Genomic DNA, 21,340 nt, shown 5'->3' with positions numbered 1-21,340 from the left:
CTTAATTATCAATTAAAATGAAATCGTCTCCACTATTCCTTGTTTTACCCGGTCAACAGTCGGTAGATAATGATCTTCTATTGAAAACGGCGGAACCGGAACATCAAATCCTGTTACACGCTTAATCGGAGCTTTCAGGTAAATAAGAGCTTCATCATTAATGATGGAAATAATCTCCGCACCTAATCCGGCAGTCTTATGGGCTTCATGGACGATTAATGCACGACCTGTCTTTTTAATGGATTGCACGATGGTATCCCTATCTAAAGGGTATAATGTTCGAAGATCAACCACTTCACACTTCCAGCCTTTTTCGCTTTCAATCTTTTTCGCGGCATTCAATGCCTCCCTTAACATAGCCCCCCATGCAAAAATCGTCAGATCGCTTCCCTCCTGGACCACTTTTGCTTGACCAATTGGTATACGATACATTTCTTCGGGAACTTCTTCCTTAAAAGCACGATACAATTTAGTCGGTTCCAAAAAGATTACCGGATCAGGATCTTCAATTGCGGCAATTAGAAGCCCTTTTGCGTCGTATGGATTACTGGGTGCAACTACCTTTAAACCCGGAGTATGAGCAAAGAAGGTTTCGACACTTTCGGAATGAAGTTCAGGTCCTCTGATTCCAGCACCATATGGCGTACGGATTACGAGGGGCACGCTAAATTGCCCACGAGTCCGGTATCTCATACGGGCAGCATGGGAAACGAGTTGCTCGAATCCCGGATAAATAAAGGCGAGGAATTGAATCTCCACTATGGGCAGCAGTCCGTTAAGGGCTAAACCAATGGCAGAGCCGATGATTCCGGATTCAGCTAATGGCGTATCCACAACTCGATCTTTTCCATACTTTTCATAAAGCCCTTCCGTCGATCGGAAAACTCCGCCGTTCACTCCAATATCCTCACCCAAGATCAACACACGATCATCATGACCCAGCATTTGGTCCTGCGCTTCCGTAATAGCCTGGAGCATCGTTAAACTTTTGCCCATTATTTCTTCACACCTTTCTTTAAGATTTGGTTCAATTCCTGCTTCTGTTCCTTTAGGTGCCATGACTCCTCAGCATATACATGTTTAAACATTTCGAGCGGATTGGATTTCGGATAACCTTCCGCCTTTTGAAGGTGAGCATCTATCAGTTCGTTGAATTGTTTTAACACCATTCCTTCCTGTTCTTCATTCCAGTAACCCTCTTTATTCAAATACTTTTTAAGACGCGTTATCGGATCACGATTTTCCCTCCAGAACGTTGAAACTTCGTCCTGATCGCGATATATGTTCGGATTGTCTGCAGTAGTATGGGCACCATAGCGAAAGGTTATGGCTTCGATTAAAGTAGGTCCTTCACCTTTAAGCGCCCTTTCGACAGCCTCTTTTACAGTCAGCCATACTGCAAAGATATCATTTCCATCCACTCGAACCCCATGTATGTCATAAGCAGCAGAACGCTGGGATATAGTTTTAGATGCTGATTGCTTTTCAAAAGGCACACTGATCGCATAGCCATTATTTTGGCAGAAAAAGATTGTCGGGGTTTTATAAACACCTGCAAAATTCAGTGCCTCATGAAAGTCCCCTTCAGAAGTGGCACCATCACCAAAATAAGCAATGCTTACATTCTTTTCCCCTTTAATTTTACTTGCCCAAGCCGTTCCTACCGCATGAACCATTTGAGTGGCAATGGGAACACTAGGAGGTAATATCCTTTTACCTTCCGGACAAATTGAACCCTCAAAATGTGCCATCCAGTATAGGAAAACACGATACAATTCCTGTCCATGAATGATTGCCGCTCCATGATCACGGTATGTGGGAAACATCCAATCACCTGCCGACAACGCTAAAGCGCTTCCTGCCTGGGATGCCTCCTGTCCTTCGAAAGGTGCATAAGTTCCCATTCTGCCTTGGCGCTGGAGATTAATTGATTTACGGTCAAATGTTCTGAGCAGTAGCATGCTCTCATACATCTTTAACATCAATGATTTATCGATTTTCCCATCAATCGTTCCAACTATTTCTCCGTCAGGTGTCAATACACGAAACATTTCCGGCTCACCTTCATTTGAATACGCTTTCATTATTGGGTTTCCCGTCTTTTCCATTTCATTTCTCCCCTTAAGATAGATTTGTTTCGCAAACTTACCAAGGATTTGAACAGTCATGAAATAACAGCCCAAAAAGTTTTCATTGGTCTTTTATGTCTGTGAATAATTACTGTTTCATAAACTACATTTGCTTATATAAAAGGATAATACATCCAAGATTTTAATAATATGTTAAATAGAATGAATTTTTCGTATATTACCTTTATTTAGAATGTGTTTTCTTATATCTCACCTTCATTTTGAAAATAATCCCGATTATGGAAAAATCAAATGTAAAACCAGCGGGTTACCGGCAAGTTTGGGGATAAGCTCCGACCTTTTCAAGTCACTTGTTAGCTAGCATCCATTCAAGGGCTGCCTAAATAAAACAAGTACATCCACTATCATCAAAATCAGGATCGAGCACAAAAAGACCCATAATAATCATGGGTCTCAGACTGTTGACAAACTCGATAAATAATTGAGTTTGTCTACGTTTTTTTATGGCTTGTACAATTTGAACGTTGATTGGAACGTAGGGCACTCCCTTTCCGTGGGCGCTCCTCCCTCGGCTTGCTCCTGCGGGGTCTCGCACCTTCCGTTTCATCAACTTTGTTATAAAATTAAAATCTTTTGCCTACAGTCTTTATTGTTTAAAATAGAAGCATAAAAACTTGGGGTGATAAGGATGCTTCCAAACATGATTCTAATCAGCGAAATCAACTTGAAATGATTACTTTAGATTAACTGGTGCCAGCGAACCATTTGGTTCGAAAAGTGGAGGCCGCCATTGACTTCGCATTCATATATGACTTGGTGAAAGATATGTATTCAGAGGTAGACGCCCAAGTACTAATCCAGTTATTTTAGTTAAACTGACATTTATTCAATATACCTTAGATATTCGCTCGATCGAGGTTTACTTTACCAACAAGATTTCATTTTTCCTTACCCCACTACACGGGTATTAGAAAGATCTATTTTCAAATGTGCCTTTCACGACCGCTTCACCATCTTTGACCATGATTTGCCCCATCGCGATAACCCTATTTATTTCTAACGTTTGTTTCTTCAATATGATGATATCGGCGTCATTCCCTACCTCAAGCCGGCCCTTCTTAGTGAGGTTTAAAATATTTGCCGGATTTTCCGTCACAACTCGTATGGCATCGGCAATTGATACTCCATCCTCGATGACCGCATCTACGACAGAATCATATAAGGACATGCATGTACCAATGTTCAAACCGCGCAGGTTGCCACTGCCATCGAAGTCAGGCAGGCTTGCTTGCCCATCTGAAGTTAAGGTGATCTGCCTGATATCTACCCCTTCTTCTAGTGCTCTCTTTATTGCTGTACTTGCTTTGACCTCCCCTTCTTCAAGGAACTTCTTGATCGTACTTGTCGTAAAATCAATATAACCCCCTTTTTTTGCATATTCCATCCCTGCTTTGAATAAATGCGGATTTCGATTTATATGTGTAGGGTAAAACTGTGTGATCGGTATTTCCGTTGTCTCGACAACTTCTTCAATTACCTGCAAATGGTTTTGACTGTCGCCGACATGAATGTTGACGATACCGCTTTTCCCGGACAACAGACCTCCATTACGCGCTTGAGAGGCCAATTTAGCCAGTTCAGCTACAGTCGGCTGTGAAGAACGATGATCGGCAATGGCAATTTCGCCAACACCGATAATTTTATCCACAAGAATCAAATCATCTTCGATCTTACCGGTTAACGTCTTGACTGGAACTTGATAGGAACCAGTCTGAACGAAGCAGCTAATACCTTCTTCTTCAAGCGCTCTCGCTTTAGCGAGCAGTGCTGGCATGGTCCTTGTCGTCCCATCTGTTCCGATGACCCCTACCAATGTCGTTATACCCGCTAAAGTGGCATCTGTTAATTGGATTTCTGGTGTCCTCGTTTTAAAGCCCCCTTCCCCACCTCCGCCGATAATATGTACGTGAGCATCTATAAAACCCGGAACCACAATTTGGCCACTCGCATCAATCACTTTCATTTCAACGAACTCTGCAGGGACATCAATCTTGTCCTCAATGAAACCAATTTGCTTTCCAACCAAGAGAATATCTTTTTGGCCCATATATTCCGGACCATAAAGCTCCCCATTTTTAATAAGTGTTAACATAGTTCGTTCCCCCTCCAAAAATTGAAATTTTCAAATAGGTTTCAAAATCTTTCACTCGGGTAAATATACAACATGACCCGCTAACAATTACATAAAAAGGACCAAACATACTTGTTCATTTTAAAAAGTGTTGTAGCTGAATTGACATCTTGATTATGCTTTTCCAAAAGTATAAAAACAAAAGGAGTAAACGACATGAATAAAGTGATTTCTTCTGATATTAAAACAAATAAAAGATTATCCATGCGACAAATCATGAACCTATATCAAGTTACAAAAGAATTTAAAGGGAATATATATTTTATCTGCAACCATAAATTGGTCGATGCCAAGAAACTTTCGACTTTCGTATCCTTTGTGCTCATTCTTCAAGAGTGTTCAACCATGAAAGTCATACTTGAAGGCGAGAATGTACATGCCATGCTAGAAAAAGTACAGGCTATTTGTAAAGAAAATGATGAAAGTGCATTTGGATTCCAATCGAACCAAACCGTTAATATTTAAATGATTCCAACTATGTCATGAAGAGGGTGTATAGAAGTGAGAACCATTTTAATGGTGATAGGCGCAATCGTCGTAATCGGCATAATAGCAAATCTCATTTTTTAATGAATGATGAAAGACTGTCAATGATTGACAGTCTTTTTTTTATGCTAATTTATTGGAAAGTACGGGCGTGCCATGATCCCATTTCATGAAAATTACCACGGCACATCCCAATCCCTCCATTTTTTCAAACCATTCCGAATTTCTTTTCCTTTATCAATCCAATATTGCTTCCTTTTGTCCTCCTCTTCTTTCTTTACCTGTTGCTCAGCTATAACTGCCTGTTGTTTAGCTATAAGCGGTCCGATATCTTGAGTATTAAAAGATTGAGATGCTTGATTCTGTAATGCTCTCGACATTATTTTTTGAAAGATGATTGCAGTTCCCTGACTGCTGTGTGTCGTTAAATAATGCTTTTCATCCGTTTTATCATATCCAGCCCATACTGCACCGACCAACGAAGGTGAATAACCGATGAACCATTGATCTTTAACCCCTGATATTCCTTCGATGGGAACTTGTGTTGAACCTGTTTTACCTGCTATTTCATAACCCGACACAGCTGCGTTTTTCCCTGTGCCATATTCCACTGTACCAAGCAACATGGAATTCATTTTATCGACGACGCCTTTAGAGGTTACTTTGGTGCTTTCCTTTTTCCAGGCGGCTACCTCTTTTCCATCATTATTTTCTATTTTTACAATGGCATGGGTTTCCATACGTTCCCCGCTGTTGGCGAATGCTGAAAAGGCTCCTGCCATCTGCAGCGGGGACACACCTTTCTTCATCCCTCCTAAAGCAAGCGAAAGATTTCGATCATCCTTTTCATAAGGAATCCCAAACCGTTTAAGAGAATCCAGCCCCTTATCGATGCCAATCTCATTCAAAAGCCAAACCGTTGGTACATTCAAGGAATTCATCATCGCTTCATACATGGGTACTTCTCCTTTATATACACCGCTCAGGTTTGTTGGCTCATATTCCCCAAAGCTCATTTTTTCATCCTTCAAAGGGGCAGTGATACCGTATCCCTCTTCAACCGCTGGAGTATAAACGACAAGTGGTTTAATGGATGAACCTGGAGATCTTGTAAGCTGGGTTGCCCGGTTATATCCCATAAATTGATGCTTTCCTCTCCCACCGACAATTGCCCTTATCCCTCCTGTTTTAGGATCAAGGAGGACTGATCCACTTTGAACCATTTCTCCTGTACTCGTTCCAACTGGAAAATTGGCTTCATTCGCATACACGGATTCTGTAGCCTGCTGCATGGATTGGTCCAGTGTCGTGTATATTTTATAGCCCTTTGAAAGCAGGTCCTCAAGCTTTATTCCATATTTGCTTGATGCTTCCGATAAAACATGATCCACATAATAAGGGTACTTCCCTTTTAATGGATCGGTTTCCTTCTCCCCCATGAGAAGTGTCACTGTATCTTTTTTTGCAGCCGCTGCTTCATCCTTCGTCAAATAACCATGTTCCGCCATTTTAGAAAGAACCAAATTACGCCGCTTCACTGCCCCGTCTAAGTTCTTATATGGATCAAGTTTGGATGGCAAGTTAATGACACCTGCCAGCAAGGCTCCCTCGGCAACGGTCAATTCAGAGACCTCTTTGGAAAAGTAAATATTTGCGGCCTTTTTAATTCCCCATGCCCCATGGCCAAAATAAACTTGATTCAAATACATATCCAGAATTTCATCTTTTGTATATTTATCTTCAACTTCCTGGGCCAGAAAAAACTCTTCAATCTTCCTCTTCAGTGTTCGATTCGACTCCAGCATCGTAATCTTCACAAGCTGCTGGGTAAGTGTGCTCCCTCCTTCAACAACACTTCCGGCCTTCGCATTTTTAATCAGCGCTCGCAAAATCCCTTGATAATCTATGCCGTGATGTTCATAAAAACGGTGATCCTCAATGGAAACCACCGCTTGTTTCATATGTTCCGGTATTTCATCTATCGAAACACCTTCGGATTTATTTGCCGTGATCGTGCTGGCAAGATTTCCATCCCGATCATAGATTCCTGTTGGTTGCTGAAGAATATTTTGAAGATGGCTTATATCTGCAACCTGTCTGAAATAAAAAAGTGAACCGGCGCCTAAAACCACAATCACCAATATAATAATTAGACCTAATTTCACTAACCCTCTCATTTGTACCCCCATTTTCCAATCTGCGACATGTTTCATTAAAAATATTTTACCCCTTTTATTAAAGAAAACTCGTCGATTGACTAAAAGGCCTAAGCTAAGTCGCCTTTTCTTTAGCACTATACCCGGGTATCGGTTTCCTTGCCGATGATACCCCCTTCACCGAATGAAAAATAAGCCCGCCACTAATTGAAGGACCAGGATTTCATCCTACCATTTTTAATAATGACCGTATCTATCCTTTACCCGTAATTTGCGATCAATATACCGATTAATGGCGTGAAACCCTTAAAAAGTGGGTATAACACTTTAAATACTTATAAAAGGGGAGAGATGGCATGAAAAAAAATTTAAAACATATTGTCGTCGCTTTTGATGGAAATGAAGAAAGTAAACGTGCCGTGGAATATGGAGCAACATTGAAAAAGGCCTTTCCTGAGGCCGAGCTGACCGTAGTTCATGTCCTATTTGATAAGGTTGAGCAGCGTATCATGGGAAACGCCTCGGCGCCGGGGTTTGTACCGGCTGCTGGATTTTATGTGGATCCCGTCCAGACACATCCCGTCGTTGAAGTCGAACAACCAGAAATTCAAATGGTCAATGACACCCCTTCCGCCGTTGAGAGTAGTGTTCAGAACGCAGAAAGTAATACGTTGAGATTGCTAAGTGAATGTCAAGTCAAGGGGAAATTCGAGATATTGGAAGGACATGCGCCAGATAGCGTATGTGAATATGCGGCAAGAACTGCTGCCGACCTCATCGTTGTAGGCAATAGCGCTAAAAGCGGTTTGGAAAAATTCTTTCTTGGCAGTACAAGCAGCTCCATTGCGAAAAACGCACCCTGTTCGGTATTCATTGCAAAATGAGGATTGAGCCGTTTCGCCCTGTAAGACTCAATTTGCTTAATCTCCGAAAAAAGCCGAATTCTTTATAGAATCCGGCTTTTTTTGTTAATAGGCTTTTTTCAGTAATACACTTGAAGCAGCCGAATATAACATCATCACCACAAGGGCCGATAAAATAAAACTGATCAGCATATAAGTCCCATTATAAATGAATGAATAAATCACTACTGGCTGTCCTTTTGGAGCTGCAGAGCCAAAAAACACGATTCCGGATATGAAATGACACAGAAACCTCAGAAAACTGCCCAAAAACATGCCGCCAATCCCATACCACTTCGCTTTGGAACGCTTTTCCTCTTTATAGCTATTTACAAACTTATTCATGAATACACCGGATATCCCGACAACCGTAAAGGCAAGATAATAATCAATGAAGCCTTGAATCGGCGTGCTGATCCATGCTGTACCACTGACGATCTGCAAAAGCCCAAGTAACAATCCGGTTAACATACCACCTTTGATGCCCCACCGATATGCCATCAGAAAAATCGGTACCATGGCTATTGAAATCGAGCCTCCTTGCGGCCAGATTCTTGAAAAAATGAATCCAGAAACCAAATCCAGTAATAAAGCCAGTGAAGCAAAAATGGCAACCTCTGTCATGAATAACGTTTTATTTTTCATCATGTCTCTCCCTTCTCCAAAAATGAAAAGTGTCCATGAGTTCCCTCCCTGCCAGATTTTGCACAAACAAAAAAGCAACACCGGGGCGGTAGTGGATGCCCAGTATTGCTTGTATCCAAAACCACATCCCTACGCAAGTGTTAACTATCAGGTTCATAGGGTCTGAACTCAACCGTTCACTCTCAGCCTTTTGGCTCCCCTTGTGGAAGTATTTAATTTTCGATCCTCGGTTAGAATATACTACTAGTTTCTATAAAAGACAACTTAAAGAAAATGTCATATCATAAAAACTTACCACTCCCATATTTATGGGGGTATCCTTTCTTTTAACCAACTTCAATACACCTGCAATTAACCAGGTTAGATGGCTAAATGCAACAACTTTTCTATAGACTCACTAAGGTTTGTTTTGATATCTTTTAATTTACACCGGGGAGGGATTAGACATGGATAAACATTCGATTTCAGCTGAAAAAGGCGCATACATAAGCATTGCCGCTTACATATTCTTGTCTGCTCTTAAATTGTCATTCGGTTATTTCGGTGATTCTAAAGGGCTTTGGGCAGATGGTTTAAATAATACGACCGACATCATCGCTTCCATAGCCGTATTGATTGGTTTGAAAATTTCGAAGAGACCTCCTGATGATAATCATTCATATGGTCATTTACGGGCGGAAACCATAGCCTCGCTGGTAGCTGCCTTCATCATGATTACCGTGGGCATCCAGGTTGTTTACAGTGCTATAGAATCCTTCTTCCAGCAAGATTCAACAACCGTTCCAAATATGCCGACCGGTTATGTCGCTCTTTTCTCTGCAATCTTCATGTACGGAATCTACCGTTATAACTTAGCGTTAAGTAAAAAGATCAACAGCTCTTCCATCTACGCCGTTGCACAGGATAATCGTTCCGATGCCCTTGTCAGTGTTGGTGCTTTTATAGGAATCATCGGTACTAAGATGGGAATCCCTTGGCTGGATGCGATAGCTGCTGCTGTAGTAGGGATCATCATCTGCAAAACGGCCTGGGATATCTTCCGTGATGCATCCATCTCTTTAACCGATGGTTTCGACGAGCAGCTCCTGCAAAAGATCGGACAAACCATTATACTGACAGAAGGTGTTAAGGACATGAGTGAAATTAAAGCCCGTATGCACGGAAGTGAAATCCTGCTCGAAACTACCGTACATGTTAACCCTCTTTTGACCGTCATCCAAGGTCACGATATTACGGTTAAAATCGAAGAGAATCTTTTGAAGGAATATAACATCCAGCATGTGATCGTTCACATTGAACCATATGCATTTAATAAAAAAGGTAACCGTCATTAACTTTGCGGATACCTTTTTTTATTATTAAATCCTGCAATTCCTTTAATAAAACTGTGTCAAAAAAAGGTATTTATCGATTAATTGCCGAATATTTATCCAATTGACACATGTGTAAAAAACATTAATCTGTTATCATAAAAGCAAAATAATTATTTTAATATTTTGTATTTTATTCAAATAAATTAATTTCTGGGTCGAAAGTAAAATTCATTTTCCTACATTATGGAGGGCAAAATGGTATCTAATCGAGAAATGACCATTCACTTTTTATCTTCTCAAAAAAACAGCATCATTTCCAAATGGAAAGATCAGTTGCTCCATTTATCGGACGGATATATGGGGTATTTTAAAGGGGAAGTGGAAAATATTTTCAATCTGCTAATGGATCAGCTTGGGAAATCGGATACTGACATAGACGATGTACTGAAGGTCGTAGGTGAAAAAATTGCGTGTGATCGAGTTAATAAACAATTGGATATGGAAAATTTCTTTTCCACTGCAACCATCGGCAGATCCACCATCGTTGAGCACGTTTTGAATTCCGAGGCAACGAAAGAAGAAGTATCCGATTTAATTAAGCAAATAAACGTTTACTTCGATAAACTAATTCATTTTGCATTATCCTGTTATACCGAATTGAAAACGATGGAACTTAAAGAACGCTATCAATTCATTAGCCCAAACCATAAAGACCGTTTGACGCTCCTTGGCCAAATGACCTCAAGCTTTGTCCATGAATTCCGAAATCCACTGACTTCCATAATGGGATTCATACAATTGTTACAGGCAGAGCAACCGCAGATAAAATATCTTGATATCATTTCAAAGGAATTGGATCAGCTCAATTACCGGATCACACAATTTCTTAATATTTCCAAAAAAGAAACTTCAGAAGCACAAACTGATCTATTTTCGATTGCTCAGCTAGTGAATGAGGTAATCGAATTTTTATATCCCAGCATTTTGGAAGTAAATGCTTCGATAACATGTAATATTGCCGATGATGCCGTCATTTCCGGTTCTAAAGAAGAGTTTCGCCAAGTTTTACTTAATATTATTTTAAATGCTCTTGATGTGGTCGCCGGAATGCCATCCCCGTCCATTTATATATCAGGCTCTGAATCACCACCCGGCATTCTTACTTTAAACATTTCCAACAATGGGCCAAGAATACCGGACGAAGTCCTGCCGAATATTTTTGAACCATTCATCACCACAAAAAAAAGGGGAACGGGATTGGGACTATTCGTCTGTAAAGAAATCGTTTTAAAACATCAAGGAACCTTATCCTGCCACTCTACCGATTTCCTGACGACCTTTTCCATACAATTGAAAACTAAATAATGGATAAATATCCTTATTTCCTTGGGTTTTCAGTTTGAAATTTTTGACTGATTGACGTCCAGTTACTTATACTAATAGTTAGGTTCCACTACTAATCGAGGTGAATGACCAATAGATTGAAAATAAAAACCATCATAATTTCATACAAGATAAACGATACTTATTTTTCTTCTAACATTTAATACACTACCATCAGTTCATTCATTATTGGTTTTGGGAGGTGACTGGGATAATTAAGTCGTTCGGTACATCAGGCGATTCAATTAAGTCCCACACTAATTGGACATATTAAGTTTTTTATTAGTCATTATTTTAATCGCTTTAACTGCCTTTTTTGTAGCTTCGGAATTTTCGATCATAAGGGTTCGCAGCTCTAGGATAGATCAATTGATTGAAGAGGGAAACAAAAAAGCCATTGCGGCCAAGAAGGTTACATCCGATCTGGATGAATACCTATCCGCCACACAGCTTGGAATCACCGTTACCGCTCTAGGATTGGGGTGGCTAGGACAACCGACCATCCTCAAATTGGTTGGGCCTTTATTCAATGCCTTGAACATCCCGCAAGAAGTCACAAGCATTCTGACATTTGTCATTTCGTTTTCCCTGATAACGTTCCTGAATGTGGTTGTAGGTGAATTGGCTCCAAAGACCGTTGCCATCCAAAAGGCCGAGCAAGTAGCCTTGGCTATTGCCAGCCCTCTGATTTTTTTCCATAAAATTGCCTTTCCCTTCATCTGGATATTGAATCATTCTTCTCGTTTCGTTGTCGGATTATTTGGCTTCAAGCCTGCATCCGAAAGTGAAATAGCACATACGGAAGAAGAATTGCGTTTCATCCTATCTGATAGCTATAAAAGCGGAGAGATTAACCAATCGGAATTTAAATATGTCAGCAACATTTTTGAATTCGATGACCGTGTTGCTAAGGAAATCATGGTTCCCAGGACAGAAATCATGACCATATCAAAAGATGAAACGGTACAGGAATTCGTCGATGTGGCCAAATTGGAGAAATACACTCGATATCCTGTTGTCGAAGGTGATAAAGACCATGTCATCGGCTTAGTGAACTTAAAGGAAGTCTTCTCGGATCTTATAAAGAATCGTGAAATCCACATCAAAGCGATTGAAAATTACGCTCGTCCGATCATTCGAGTCATGGAGAATATACCCATCCACGATTTGCTTTTGAAAATGCAAAAAGAACGCATTCATATGGCTATTTTGATGGATGAATACGGCGGAACTTCGGGCCTTGTCACAGTTGAAGACATCCTAGAGGAAATCGTTGGGGAAATTCGTGATGAATTCGATATCGATGAAGTTGCATCGATCAGGAAAATTAAGGATGGACACTATATATTAGACTCTAAACTTCTTGTAAAGGAAGTGAATGATTTACTTGGCATTCACTTAGATGAAGATGATGTCGATACTATAGGAGGATGGGTCCTTACTGAAAATTATGATGTGAATGTAGGGGACATCATGGAAAAAGACGGATTCTGCTTTAAAGTGATTGAAATGGAAGACCACGCCATTCGTTCCATCGAGGTAACAAAAAAGGTCGTAAAGCTTCCTTTGGAAGAGGACCTTCCCCAAGGATAATTATTAAGAAAAGCCACGTATAAAGTCATTTTACGTGGCTTTTTGTGTTCACTTATCGGATAACCGTCCCATTTTTTTGACCGTTACGATTGGAGGCGTAGTATTTTTTTTCCATATGATATAAAGCATAATAAGGACAACGGAAAAACCAGCTCCCGGAATTATATAAGGTGCAGTTATTTCCCTGATTTGCTGCCAGTTTTCGCCGAGGATCCGTCCTAAGGATAGAAACAAAATGGTCCAAGGGATGACAGCGGCAACCGTATAAAATATAAACTTCCATACAGACATCCTTGCAATTCCCGCAGGGATGGAAATGGCATGGCGAACCACAGGAATGAATCGAGCCGTAAAAATCACGCCTACCCCATAACGTTGAAACCACTCTTCAGCCATTACGATATGATTTTCTTTAATTAAAATATATTTTCCATACTTTAAGAGAAAGGGCCGTCCGCCATAATAACCAGCCCAATAGAGAAATAATTGTGCCATCGTCCCACCTACCACACCTGCAAGGACAGCTCCCCAAAAAGTCATTTTCCCCAGGCCAACCAAATAACCACCGTATCCGAGAACAAGCTCACTCGGGATGATTTCAACCATCAGCCCCAATAAAATCCCCATATACCCCATTTCTGCAAACCAATTCAATATAGTCATAATAAGCTGTGATATCATGCAATCGGACTCCCCTTACCGCTGATTTCAAATTGTTTGTCCTTCTATCCTATTTCAGCTTATAAGGTTCTATTCGATTTTTCATATCCTGCTTCACTTTATATCACTTTTAGGAATGCACAAAAAAAGACCAGCTGATATGTGCTCCGGTCTCATTGCATCAATATTCTTTTAGCTCCCGTTTTTGGGAAAATTGAGGAAAAGTGGTGAGTAAGGATGAATCATTTTGTGAAACATTAGTGAAAATCTCCTGGCGTGATTTCGTTTTTTCAATATGAATCCCGAGATTTTTATACTTGTTGATCATTTGATTATTCATGCTTACCCTCCCTTTCATCTGTATCGTTATCCATTAACTTCCCATTTAACGAAAGGATAAAACCTATTTAAAACATTCCTTTTAAAAAAAACATTTTACACGGAGTCAATTTACTTGAATGGTTTGCAGTTGATGTTCATGCACTTCATCTTTTTCTACATGTACCTGCACCTTATATGTTCCCGATTCTTCAAATGATACCTTATTTTGATATGTCCCATTTCCATCTTCTTCTGCTTTGGTAAAATGACTCTCCTCACTGCCTTCCTTCCACACCTCGAAATTCACATCTGCATTTGTCAGTGGCTTTCCATCCAATTCTACGTTTGCTTCAAAGTTCGAACTGTTTCCTGCCTTTACAGGGTTACTTTGAAACTCGATTGATACATCCGTACTCGGATGAGCTGATGCACCTTCACTTTCATGTTCTGGAACGACCACTTCTTTTGCCGGCATCACATGAAGGCCTTTGGCAGTTACATGGGAAACCACAATATATTTGCCTTGTTCATCAAATGTATGCATCACTTGATACTTGCCACTTCCAGTACTCTTCGATTCCAGCATTGTCCGTTTATCCTGTCCGGACTTTCTCACTTCAAACATTACCTCATCAGCTTCATTCACCAATTGGCTTCCTTGTTTTACTGTCGTTTCAAGAATGACTTCTTTTCCAGGCTCCAATTTCCCTTTAATGACGATCGATGCATCCATCGATTCTGGAACAGCGCTGTTCACTTCTTTATCCTCTGGCATTTCAGACTCTTGGCACCCAGCCAGCATGAATAACAACGCAGAACACATATAGAATTTTTTCATAATAATTTCCCCTTACAATTTATTTGACTAGAAATCTACTCTTTCCATATTCCCCATCCTTTCCTTTTTTCGGATTTTTATACATCATCCACATCAACCACTTCTCATCACGGTAACTGAAGTCAGCATGGCTACCGCGATGATGGTTAAAAATGAATATAAAAAAATTGAAGTCCCTACAACGCTCAGTCCGCAAAGCAGTACGCATCCATCAATGATAAAAATCAGCAAACCGACATTGAGCCCACTCTTCCTGGAAAGGATCTGTGCCAACATATCCGTTCCGCCTGTAGAGGTCCCATACCGAAGCATCAAGCCTATTCCAAGGCCAATCAACCCTCCCCCAATTATCGCACTTACATAAATGGGGAGATCCCATCCGGTGACGGCGTCGGAAAAAATATCGATGCATAAAGAGGAAAAAAGCAAGCCATGCAAGCTGTTCAGAAATAGTTGTTTTTCAAAGTACCAAGCATATATATATAATGGAATGCTGCTCAAAATCACACCAAGGCCTGTTGGCAGTCCAAAATAGTAATGAAAAATCAGGCCAATACCTATCATGCCCCCATCCAATAAATGAAAAGGTATCAGAAAAAAATTGATACCCACACCCACTAGCATGCTGCCGGCAATGATCGCTGCCATCCTTTCCATGATTTTCATGGCCGCCACCCCCATTAATCTGCATTAAAACCTGTCCAGTTTCTATAGAATATGTTTATACCGTCCAAAAAATAATGCAACTGACCAATTTTTTATGAAGCAGGTCCTCGGTTTTCTGAATATTCTATAATAGAATGCAATAAAGTAAAGAAAACAGTCAAATATCGCTAAATATTAGCTCAAATTGATCCTTTACAAGCAATTTACCGGATTTAAGGAGCCGTAAGCTATTTGACTGAATCATTAACTCTTTCTATAATGAAAGTATTTAAATTAATTAAATTGAGGTGATTTGATGGGGCATTAAAGAATGTTCGTTTTGACGGACGGACGCTGCCTTGCGTAACGGATATGTGCATATTCTTGAAAAATAGCTGCACTCCTTCATACAGAAATTCTTCTATTTCCCGTCTACGCATCGCTTATCGGCATATACTTTTATTCTCTTCATCACTTAAAAAAATGGGAGTTCAAGCAGCTGCACATCCATATACCATAGCTAGTTTGAATGATTCCCGAAAATATTCAGCAAGGCAAAAAAAATATACTTGTATATTTTAAAAATGTAGGAGGTGGACTCCTTATTCGTCTCGTAGGCGAGTTAAGGGAGACTATTTGGACATAATAAACTTGGTTCTTATTGCCATTTTAATTGCTTTAACAGCATTTTTTGTAGCTACGGAGTTTGCGATTGTTAAAGTGAGAAGCACGAGGGTCGATCAATTAATTGAAGAAGGAAAGCCGAATGCACTTTCAGCAAAGAAGGTAATATCCAACCTGGATGAATACCTCTCAACATGCCAGCTCGGGATTACAGTTACCGCTTTAGGGCTTGGGGTGCTTGGGGAACCGACAGTTGAAACCATTTTGCACCCGCTCTTAAATCAATTGAATCTTCCAGATTCCGCTTCACATGCACTCTCAGTTGCAATTGCCTTTTTTTCCATTACCTTCATACATGTGGTTGTAGGGGAATTGGCACCGAAAACATTGGCGATTCAAAAAGCGGAGCAAGTAACTTTATTGGTTTCCAAACCTTTAATTGGTTTTAACAAGGTCATGTATCCTTTCATCTGGGTACTGAACGGCTCTGCAAGGACGCTTACAAAAATGCTAGGATTAAAAGCAGTTTCCGAACATGATTTGGCTCATACAGAAGAAGAGCTACGTATCATTGTTTCTGAAAGCTACAAAAGTGGCGAAATTAACCAATCAGAGTTTAAATATGTGAATAAAATTTTTGAATTCGATGATCGGATTGCAAAAGAAATCATGGTTCCACGTACAGAAATAGCAACGGTATCCAAAGATGATACGATCCAACAGTTTTTCACCGTTATGGCGGAAGAGAACTTTACACGATATCCTGTCATCGATGGGGATAAAGATCATGTCATCGGAATGGTCAATATCAAAGAGCTATTCACAGAAATGATCGACAAGAACAACCAGGCCGCATCAGTGATCAACCGATATGTTCGTCCGATCATACGTGTCATTGACAGCATCCCTATTCATGATTTACTTTTAAAAATGCAAAAGGAACGCATTCACATGGCTATCCTCATGGATGAATACGGCGGTACATCAGGTTTGGTGACCGTTGAAGATATCCTTGAGGAAATCGTCGGCGATATCCGCGATGAGTTCGACCTGGATGAAGTGCCGGATGTCCGCAAATTAAAAGAAGATCACTATATCATCGATGCCAAGGTATTAATCAGTGAAGTGAATGATTTACTTGGATTGGATATCAACGATGAGGATATTGATACGATGGGCGGATGGATCCTTACCGAGAATTACGAAGCCAAACAAGGTGATATCCTGACTTATGGTCCCTATAACTTTAAGATAAAAGAAATGAAAGATCACCATATCTGTTATATTGAAATATATAAACCAGCTAAAGTCGTAAGCGAAGTAAAAGAATTTCCGATGATATCACAAACTGAAATCGTTTCATGATAATAACCCCCTTTCCTAATTGACATCAGGAAAGGGGGTTATTTTTTTTCAACCGGTACATGAAATAATATAAATACATATTATATAAAACCTGCTGCATTTAGATTGAATGATAATAATTAAGTATAGTTCTACCTTTATTGTTTCATACTGTTAGAAAAGCGATACTTTTTGAAGGAGTGAGGAATTATGAAACTCATAACCATTTGCCAACACTGCAAAGGGAAAGGGAAAACCCGTTTTCTACAATTCTTTTCCCGGGACTGCAATCATTGCAAGGGTCAAGGAAAAGCGATAAAAGATATGTCAAATTTAAGAAACCAGGCAAAAAACCTCTAATAATCTTTCATATTTTGAAGTTGGATTTAATGACACCAGTTTTTTTTAACGTATCATATACGATCAATATCGAAGGTCCAAGGAAAAGCCCAATGAAACCAAGCATTTTAAACCCTAAATAAAGACTGACCAACGATGCCAATGGGCTCAATCCCATATTTGCTGAATAAATTTTTGGTTCGATGGTCCTTCTTATAATGGTAATGACCAGGAACAGGATAACGAGGCCAATCCCTAGATGATGGTTTCCTTGCGCCCAAACAATTATTGCCCAAGGAACCAGTACAGACCCCGCCCCCAAGATAGGAAGAATGTCCACAACAACTATTAACAGTGCCAATGGAATCGTATACTTCACATTTAACAACCATAGTCCTCCATAAGCCATGATGAACGTAATTAAACTCAATAGGATTTGTGCCTTGATGAAGCCAACTGCTGCTATACTTAAATCTTGATAAACTAGCGATATCTTTTGATAGGTGGATATCTTCAAATAAAGGAATGCCTTTTTTCTTAACTTTGGCAATTCAAGACTAATTAAGAATAAAGCGATTAAATAAATTAAAAAATCAATGAAAAATCCCGGAATAAGCGTAACGAATTGCACCATATCCTGAACAAAGCCCTCTGTGAACCCCTCTAGAGCCTTGACCCCCTTTTCCATCGTTTGTTCTATTGACAGAATGAGATTTGGCGGCAATGTTTGGGAATATCGTTCCCACTGCCTTATGACTGGCAATATCGCCGTCAAATACATTTCACGTATGAATCCAGGAAATTCTTCAGAATAGACAATGATCTTCTTGATTAAAACCGAAAAGGAAAAATAAGTGATGCTCATAAGCCCGCCTACATATAAAACAAATGAAATCAATACTGCCCAAAGCCGATGCAGTTTTGCCGTTTCACCAATCATGCGGACCAATCCATCCAATAGAATGGCTGTGAGTAATGCTAAAATCAAAGCCCATGAATAGGGAATGACGATTAATATGCCTAAAAGGAAAATACCCCTCCAAAACCAGCGGAAAAAGACAGCGACATTCACTGAACAAACCCTCCTTGCACTTTCTTGTTCTCCTTATATTTATGAAACGGGGTCACATATATTTCGCTTATACGTTTTATTTTCTCAATAAAGGGAAAAAGAGTCACAAAGAGATGGAGGGATTGACATTGGATAATAAAGATAAAGAAAAGTATCTTGAAGAGCGCAATGATAAATCCAAGGCGTTCAAAAAAAATCAGGAAAAACAGCTGGAACGTGATCAAGTAGTCATGCCCATTGAAGATTTACCAATTGATGAAATTAAATATGAACGACAAGAAGAAAGAAATAAAAAGGAAACAAAACACCGCTCCACCAGCGACAGGTTTTAAAGCAAAAACCAGCCACTAAAGAGGCTGGTTTTTTGTTTGCGGGATATCTTTGCATTCAGCTTCAAAGTGTGCTATTTGGCTGCCCTTTTCTTGAAGAAATACAGTTACCGATATGGGCACCTTTTGAATGATGGTGTTTTCCATCCCCGTTTCCACCATTGCTTTTTTTATCGTATCTGCTTTTCATGGGAAACAAGTCTGTTTTCCATCAGGTTACGGGCAAAAAAAATCATTTACATGGAAAAAAATATGCGCCATCTATTATTAAGCTTCCTCTTGTCAGCTTGTATATCCTTCCCCCATTGTGAGGATTTTGCGAGTCTGGGTTCTCGATTAATTCTATTAATTCTATTCATTCAGCCATTATCTTTCCCATTCCTGAAGTGTTTCCAAAAATAAACATTGACTGAAATAAATGATTCATTACAATAGACTTTTAAGAATTAAAGAATATAATGGACTGGTCGACCATTATAAAGGAGAATCCTATGACGAACCCTACTCAATTATTTCATCAATATTTACAAGTATCCAGATCATTAGTCAGCAAAATGAATGAACAAATTACAGCCCTTGAAATTTATCATAATCAGTGGACAATCCTGAATTATTTAAAAAACTGTGGATATTCCACAATCCCAGATATCTGTAATTACTTGGATGTAGATAATGTTATTATCACACGTTCGGTCAACAGCATGGAACAGAATAATATGATTAAACAGGTCCCTGGAAAAGATGAACAGGAAAAACGGATCGAGCTGACTCCCCGGGGCAAAGAGGTACATACAAAATGCCTTAAAATTGCAGAGAAAATTGAAGGAAAAGCCCTGGATGGCATTACTGAAGAAGAACAGGATATGTTTTTCCAGACGGTCCTTAAAATCCTCAATAATATAAGAAACTGAATGGGTGTCTTATATTATTGTTGAGAGAATCACGGCCTTTCCATTTTCCTGTACGAATCAAGCTATAGCCATACCTTTTTTAAAAGTCGGATTCCTTCTTCGATTTCCCTTTCGGATAAACCACCGTACCCAATCAAAATAGTCGGCCCTTTTACGTTTTTTGAGTGATAAACCGAAGTTGGATGGACTGTAACCCCAACATTGGCAGCCTTTTGAATGAGCTCTGACTCACTTATGCCGTTTTTTACTTTTAAAAGAACGTGTAATCCTGACTTTTCACCGATTACGGCTGCATGATCATGGAAGTTCTCTTCAATTGCATTCAGCAACACCTTATTCTTTTTACGATAAATCGTACGCATTTTATTCAGGTGGCGTTCCCAATGTCCATTTATCATAAAAAGACAGAGCGTTTCCTGAATAATTCTGGAAACGGTCTGTTTGTATCCTATTAACTTCTGCTGATAGTCGTAAGCCAACTCCTTGGGTAAAACCATATAGCCCACCCTGATTGACGGGATTAGCGACTTTGAAAACGTGCCAAGATAGATGACCTTTCCATTTGTGTCCAACCCCTGCAAGGATGGAATCGGTTTACCTGCATGACGGAATTCGCCGTCATAATCATCTTCAATAATATAACCCTCTTTTTCTACTGCCCAATTCAATAATTCCACCCTTCTAGTTATCGGCATGATCATGCCGGAAGGAAATTGATGGGAAGGAGTGACATAGGCAACATTCGCTGCACTCGCTTTCAAAGAGTCCACACTAATTCCACCTTCATCTAATGGAATGAAAGCCATATTGGCTCCCTCCAACCTCAGTACCTCCCTAACCCGATGAAATCCAGGGTCTTCCAACCCAAAAATTCGCTCATTTCCAAGAAGCAACCGCAGAAGATGGATGAAATACTGTGTACCTGCCCCAATGATGATTTGATCAGCGCCACAGCGAACTCCTCTCGATTGAAATAGATAGGAAGAGATCTCAGCCCGGAGCCCCCATTCCCCTTGGGGATCACCACTCATGAACATTTTTCTTTCCTGTAGATACAAAGTATTGTTTAAGCATTTTTTCCACACAGCATGCGGGAAAGAATCCATGTCCACCCGGCCATGATTGTAATCGATCATATTCCTTTCATCCTTAGGGCCCATCTTCTCTTCGGTAACATGCAACGGTTCATTCAAAGGTGAGATCGGTTCTAAATCAGCTACGTAAAAACCTTTCCTTAATTGACTTTCCACATACCCTTCTGCCATCAACTGCTGATAAGCAGTATCTACTGTATTAAGGCCTATTCCTAAATGCATGGCTAGTTTTCTTTTAGAAGGCAGTTTCATTCCTGCCTTTATTTGCCCATTCTCGATTTCCGTTTTAAAGTATTTATACAATTGGACATATAAAGCTTCTTTATTCGTCTTATCTAAGGTTAGAGTGATTTCAAACATTTGGTCCTCCTAAAAAACTGGTTCCATAAATTATATCAGCCTTG

20 protein-coding genes, 1 pseudogene and 1 riboswitch are annotated in these 21,340 nt (G+C 39.9%); of the genes and pseudogenes, 9 read left to right on the top strand and 12 right to left on the bottom strand.

The window, feature by feature from the left end; genetic code table 11:
- Positions 1–12 precede the first annotated feature (12 nt).
- Complete coding sequence (locus tag ACFX4L_RS13340; RefSeq protein WP_284471557.1) at positions 13–996, bottom strand: alpha-ketoacid dehydrogenase subunit beta; 984 nt, start codon at positions 994–996, stop codon at positions 13–15.
- On the bottom strand, positions 996–2,108 hold the full coding sequence (pdhA, locus tag ACFX4L_RS13335) for a pyruvate dehydrogenase (acetyl-transferring) E1 component subunit alpha (protein ID WP_377405377.1): 1,113 nt from the start codon (positions 2,106–2,108) through the stop codon (positions 996–998). The genes ACFX4L_RS13340 and pdhA overlap by 1 nt, the downstream gene beginning before the upstream one ends.
- A 729-nt stretch (positions 2,109–2,837) precedes the next feature.
- Between pdhA and ACFX4L_RS13330 the strand changes: the two are divergent.
- Positions 2,838–3,004, top strand: a pseudogene (locus tag ACFX4L_RS13330) (transposase); the annotation flags it as partial.
- Positions 3,005–3,057: 53 nt separating this feature from the next.
- Here ACFX4L_RS13330 and iadA read toward each other — a convergent pair.
- Positions 3,058–4,242, bottom strand: coding sequence for a beta-aspartyl-peptidase (gene iadA / locus ACFX4L_RS13325; RefSeq protein ID WP_377405375.1), 1,185 nt, complete (start codon positions 4,240–4,242; stop codon positions 3,058–3,060).
- A 195-nt stretch (positions 4,243–4,437) separates the two neighbouring features.
- On the opposite strand from iadA, the gene ACFX4L_RS13320 reads away from it, so the two are divergent.
- On the top strand, positions 4,438–4,746 hold the full coding sequence (locus ACFX4L_RS13320) for a hypothetical protein (RefSeq protein ID WP_284471559.1): 309 nt from the start codon (positions 4,438–4,440) through the stop codon (positions 4,744–4,746).
- 197 nt (positions 4,747–4,943) lie between these two features.
- Here ACFX4L_RS13320 and ACFX4L_RS13315 read toward each other — a convergent pair whose 3' ends face one another.
- Positions 4,944–6,980 carry a transglycosylase domain-containing protein gene (locus tag ACFX4L_RS13315; RefSeq protein WP_377405373.1) on the bottom strand — a complete coding sequence of 679 codons (2,037 nt, stop codon included), beginning with the start codon at positions 6,978–6,980 and terminating at the stop codon, positions 4,944–4,946.
- Positions 6,981–7,279: 299 nt separating this feature from the next.
- Between ACFX4L_RS13315 and ACFX4L_RS13310 the strand changes: the two genes are divergently transcribed.
- A complete protein-coding gene (locus tag ACFX4L_RS13310; protein WP_061461951.1) occupies positions 7,280–7,807 on the top strand; it encodes a universal stress protein in 528 nt (175 codons plus the stop codon).
- An 84-nt stretch (positions 7,808–7,891) separates the two neighbouring features.
- Here the strand turns inward: ACFX4L_RS13310 and thiT are convergent, their stop codons facing one another.
- Entirely contained in the window at positions 7,892–8,473 is a 582-nt protein-coding gene (gene thiT / locus ACFX4L_RS13305) for an energy-coupled thiamine transporter ThiT (RefSeq protein ID WP_061461950.1), read from the bottom strand.
- A 106-nt stretch (positions 8,474–8,579) separates the two neighbouring features.
- Positions 8,580–8,681: riboswitch (TPP riboswitch) on the bottom strand.
- A gap of 235 nt (positions 8,682–8,916) precedes the next feature.
- Between thiT and ACFX4L_RS13300 the strand changes: the two genes are divergently transcribed.
- The 3 genes from ACFX4L_RS13300 (at position 8,917) to ACFX4L_RS13290 (ending at position 12,759) form a co-directional block, all read left to right on the top strand.
- Positions 8,917–9,804: a cation diffusion facilitator family transporter gene (locus ACFX4L_RS13300; protein ID WP_377382544.1), complete on the top strand. Its 888-nt coding sequence runs from the start codon at positions 8,917–8,919 to the stop codon at positions 9,802–9,804.
- 234 nt (positions 9,805–10,038) lie between these two features.
- Positions 10,039–11,148, top strand: a complete 1,110-nt coding sequence (locus ACFX4L_RS13295; RefSeq protein WP_061461948.1) for a histidine kinase N-terminal domain-containing protein — start codon at positions 10,039–10,041, stop codon at positions 11,146–11,148.
- Between the two features lie 279 nt (positions 11,149–11,427).
- Positions 11,428–12,759 carry a hemolysin family protein gene (locus ACFX4L_RS13290; RefSeq protein WP_284471563.1) on the top strand — a complete coding sequence of 444 codons (1,332 nt, stop codon included), beginning with the start codon at positions 11,428–11,430 and terminating at the stop codon, positions 12,757–12,759.
- Between the two features lie 48 nt (positions 12,760–12,807).
- Here the strand turns inward: ACFX4L_RS13290 and uptA are convergent, their stop codons facing one another.
- From uptA to ACFX4L_RS13270, 4 genes are all read right to left on the bottom strand, one after another.
- Complete coding sequence (gene uptA, locus ACFX4L_RS13285) at positions 12,808–13,437, bottom strand: undecaprenyl phosphate transporter UptA (RefSeq protein ID WP_061465991.1); 630 nt, start codon at positions 13,435–13,437, stop codon at positions 12,808–12,810.
- A 163-nt stretch (positions 13,438–13,600) separates the two neighbouring features.
- A complete protein-coding gene (locus ACFX4L_RS13280) occupies positions 13,601–13,759 on the bottom strand; it encodes an Lmo0850 family protein (RefSeq protein WP_284471564.1) in 159 nt (52 codons plus the stop codon).
- A gap of 105 nt (positions 13,760–13,864) precedes the next feature.
- Positions 13,865–14,578: a FixH family protein gene (locus ACFX4L_RS13275; RefSeq protein WP_061461946.1), complete on the bottom strand. Its 714-nt coding sequence runs from the start codon at positions 14,576–14,578 to the stop codon at positions 13,865–13,867.
- A gap of 93 nt (positions 14,579–14,671) precedes the next feature.
- Positions 14,672–15,244: a YitT family protein gene (locus tag ACFX4L_RS13270; protein WP_309145520.1), complete on the bottom strand. Its 573-nt coding sequence runs from the start codon at positions 15,242–15,244 to the stop codon at positions 14,672–14,674.
- A 615-nt stretch (positions 15,245–15,859) separates the two neighbouring features.
- On the opposite strand from ACFX4L_RS13270, the gene ACFX4L_RS13265 reads away from it, so the two are divergent.
- Positions 15,860–17,212, top strand: coding sequence for a hemolysin family protein (locus ACFX4L_RS13265; RefSeq protein ID WP_317777213.1), 1,353 nt, complete (start codon positions 15,860–15,862; stop codon positions 17,210–17,212).
- Between the two features lie 346 nt (positions 17,213–17,558).
- Here ACFX4L_RS13265 and ytvI read toward each other — a convergent pair whose 3' ends face one another.
- Positions 17,559–18,602: a sporulation integral membrane protein YtvI gene (gene ytvI, locus ACFX4L_RS13260; RefSeq protein WP_377405371.1), complete on the bottom strand. Its 1,044-nt coding sequence runs from the start codon at positions 18,600–18,602 to the stop codon at positions 17,559–17,561.
- Positions 18,603–18,730: 128 nt separating this feature from the next.
- Here ytvI and ACFX4L_RS13255 point away from each other — a divergent pair, with 128 nt between their 5' ends.
- Entirely contained in the window at positions 18,731–18,934 is a 204-nt protein-coding gene (locus tag ACFX4L_RS13255; RefSeq protein ID WP_081108978.1) for a hypothetical protein, read from the top strand.
- Positions 18,935–18,949: 15 nt separating this feature from the next.
- Here the strand turns inward: ACFX4L_RS13255 and ACFX4L_RS13250 are convergent, their stop codons facing one another.
- Positions 18,950–19,078: a hypothetical protein gene (locus ACFX4L_RS13250; protein WP_284471567.1), complete on the bottom strand. Its 129-nt coding sequence runs from the start codon at positions 19,076–19,078 to the stop codon at positions 18,950–18,952.
- Positions 19,079–19,422: 344 nt separating this feature from the next.
- Here ACFX4L_RS13250 and ACFX4L_RS13245 point away from each other — a divergent pair, with 344 nt between their 5' ends.
- A complete protein-coding gene (locus ACFX4L_RS13245; protein ID WP_377382540.1) occupies positions 19,423–19,842 on the top strand; it encodes a MarR family winged helix-turn-helix transcriptional regulator in 420 nt (139 codons plus the stop codon).
- A 62-nt stretch (positions 19,843–19,904) separates the two neighbouring features.
- Here ACFX4L_RS13245 and pdxR read toward each other — a convergent pair whose 3' ends face one another.
- Positions 19,905–21,296: a MocR-like pyridoxine biosynthesis transcription factor PdxR gene (gene pdxR, locus ACFX4L_RS13240; RefSeq protein WP_377405369.1), complete on the bottom strand. Its 1,392-nt coding sequence runs from the start codon at positions 21,294–21,296 to the stop codon at positions 19,905–19,907.
- Between the last annotated feature and the right edge of the window lie 44 nt (positions 21,297–21,340).

Source organism: Peribacillus sp. YIM B13482, from assembly GCF_042787975.1.
GTDB lineage: Bacteria > Bacillota > Bacilli > Bacillales > DSM-1321 > Peribacillus > Peribacillus simplex_A.
Note: the sequence above shows the minus strand (reverse complement) of the source record. Positions and strands in the feature narration are given on the sequence as shown.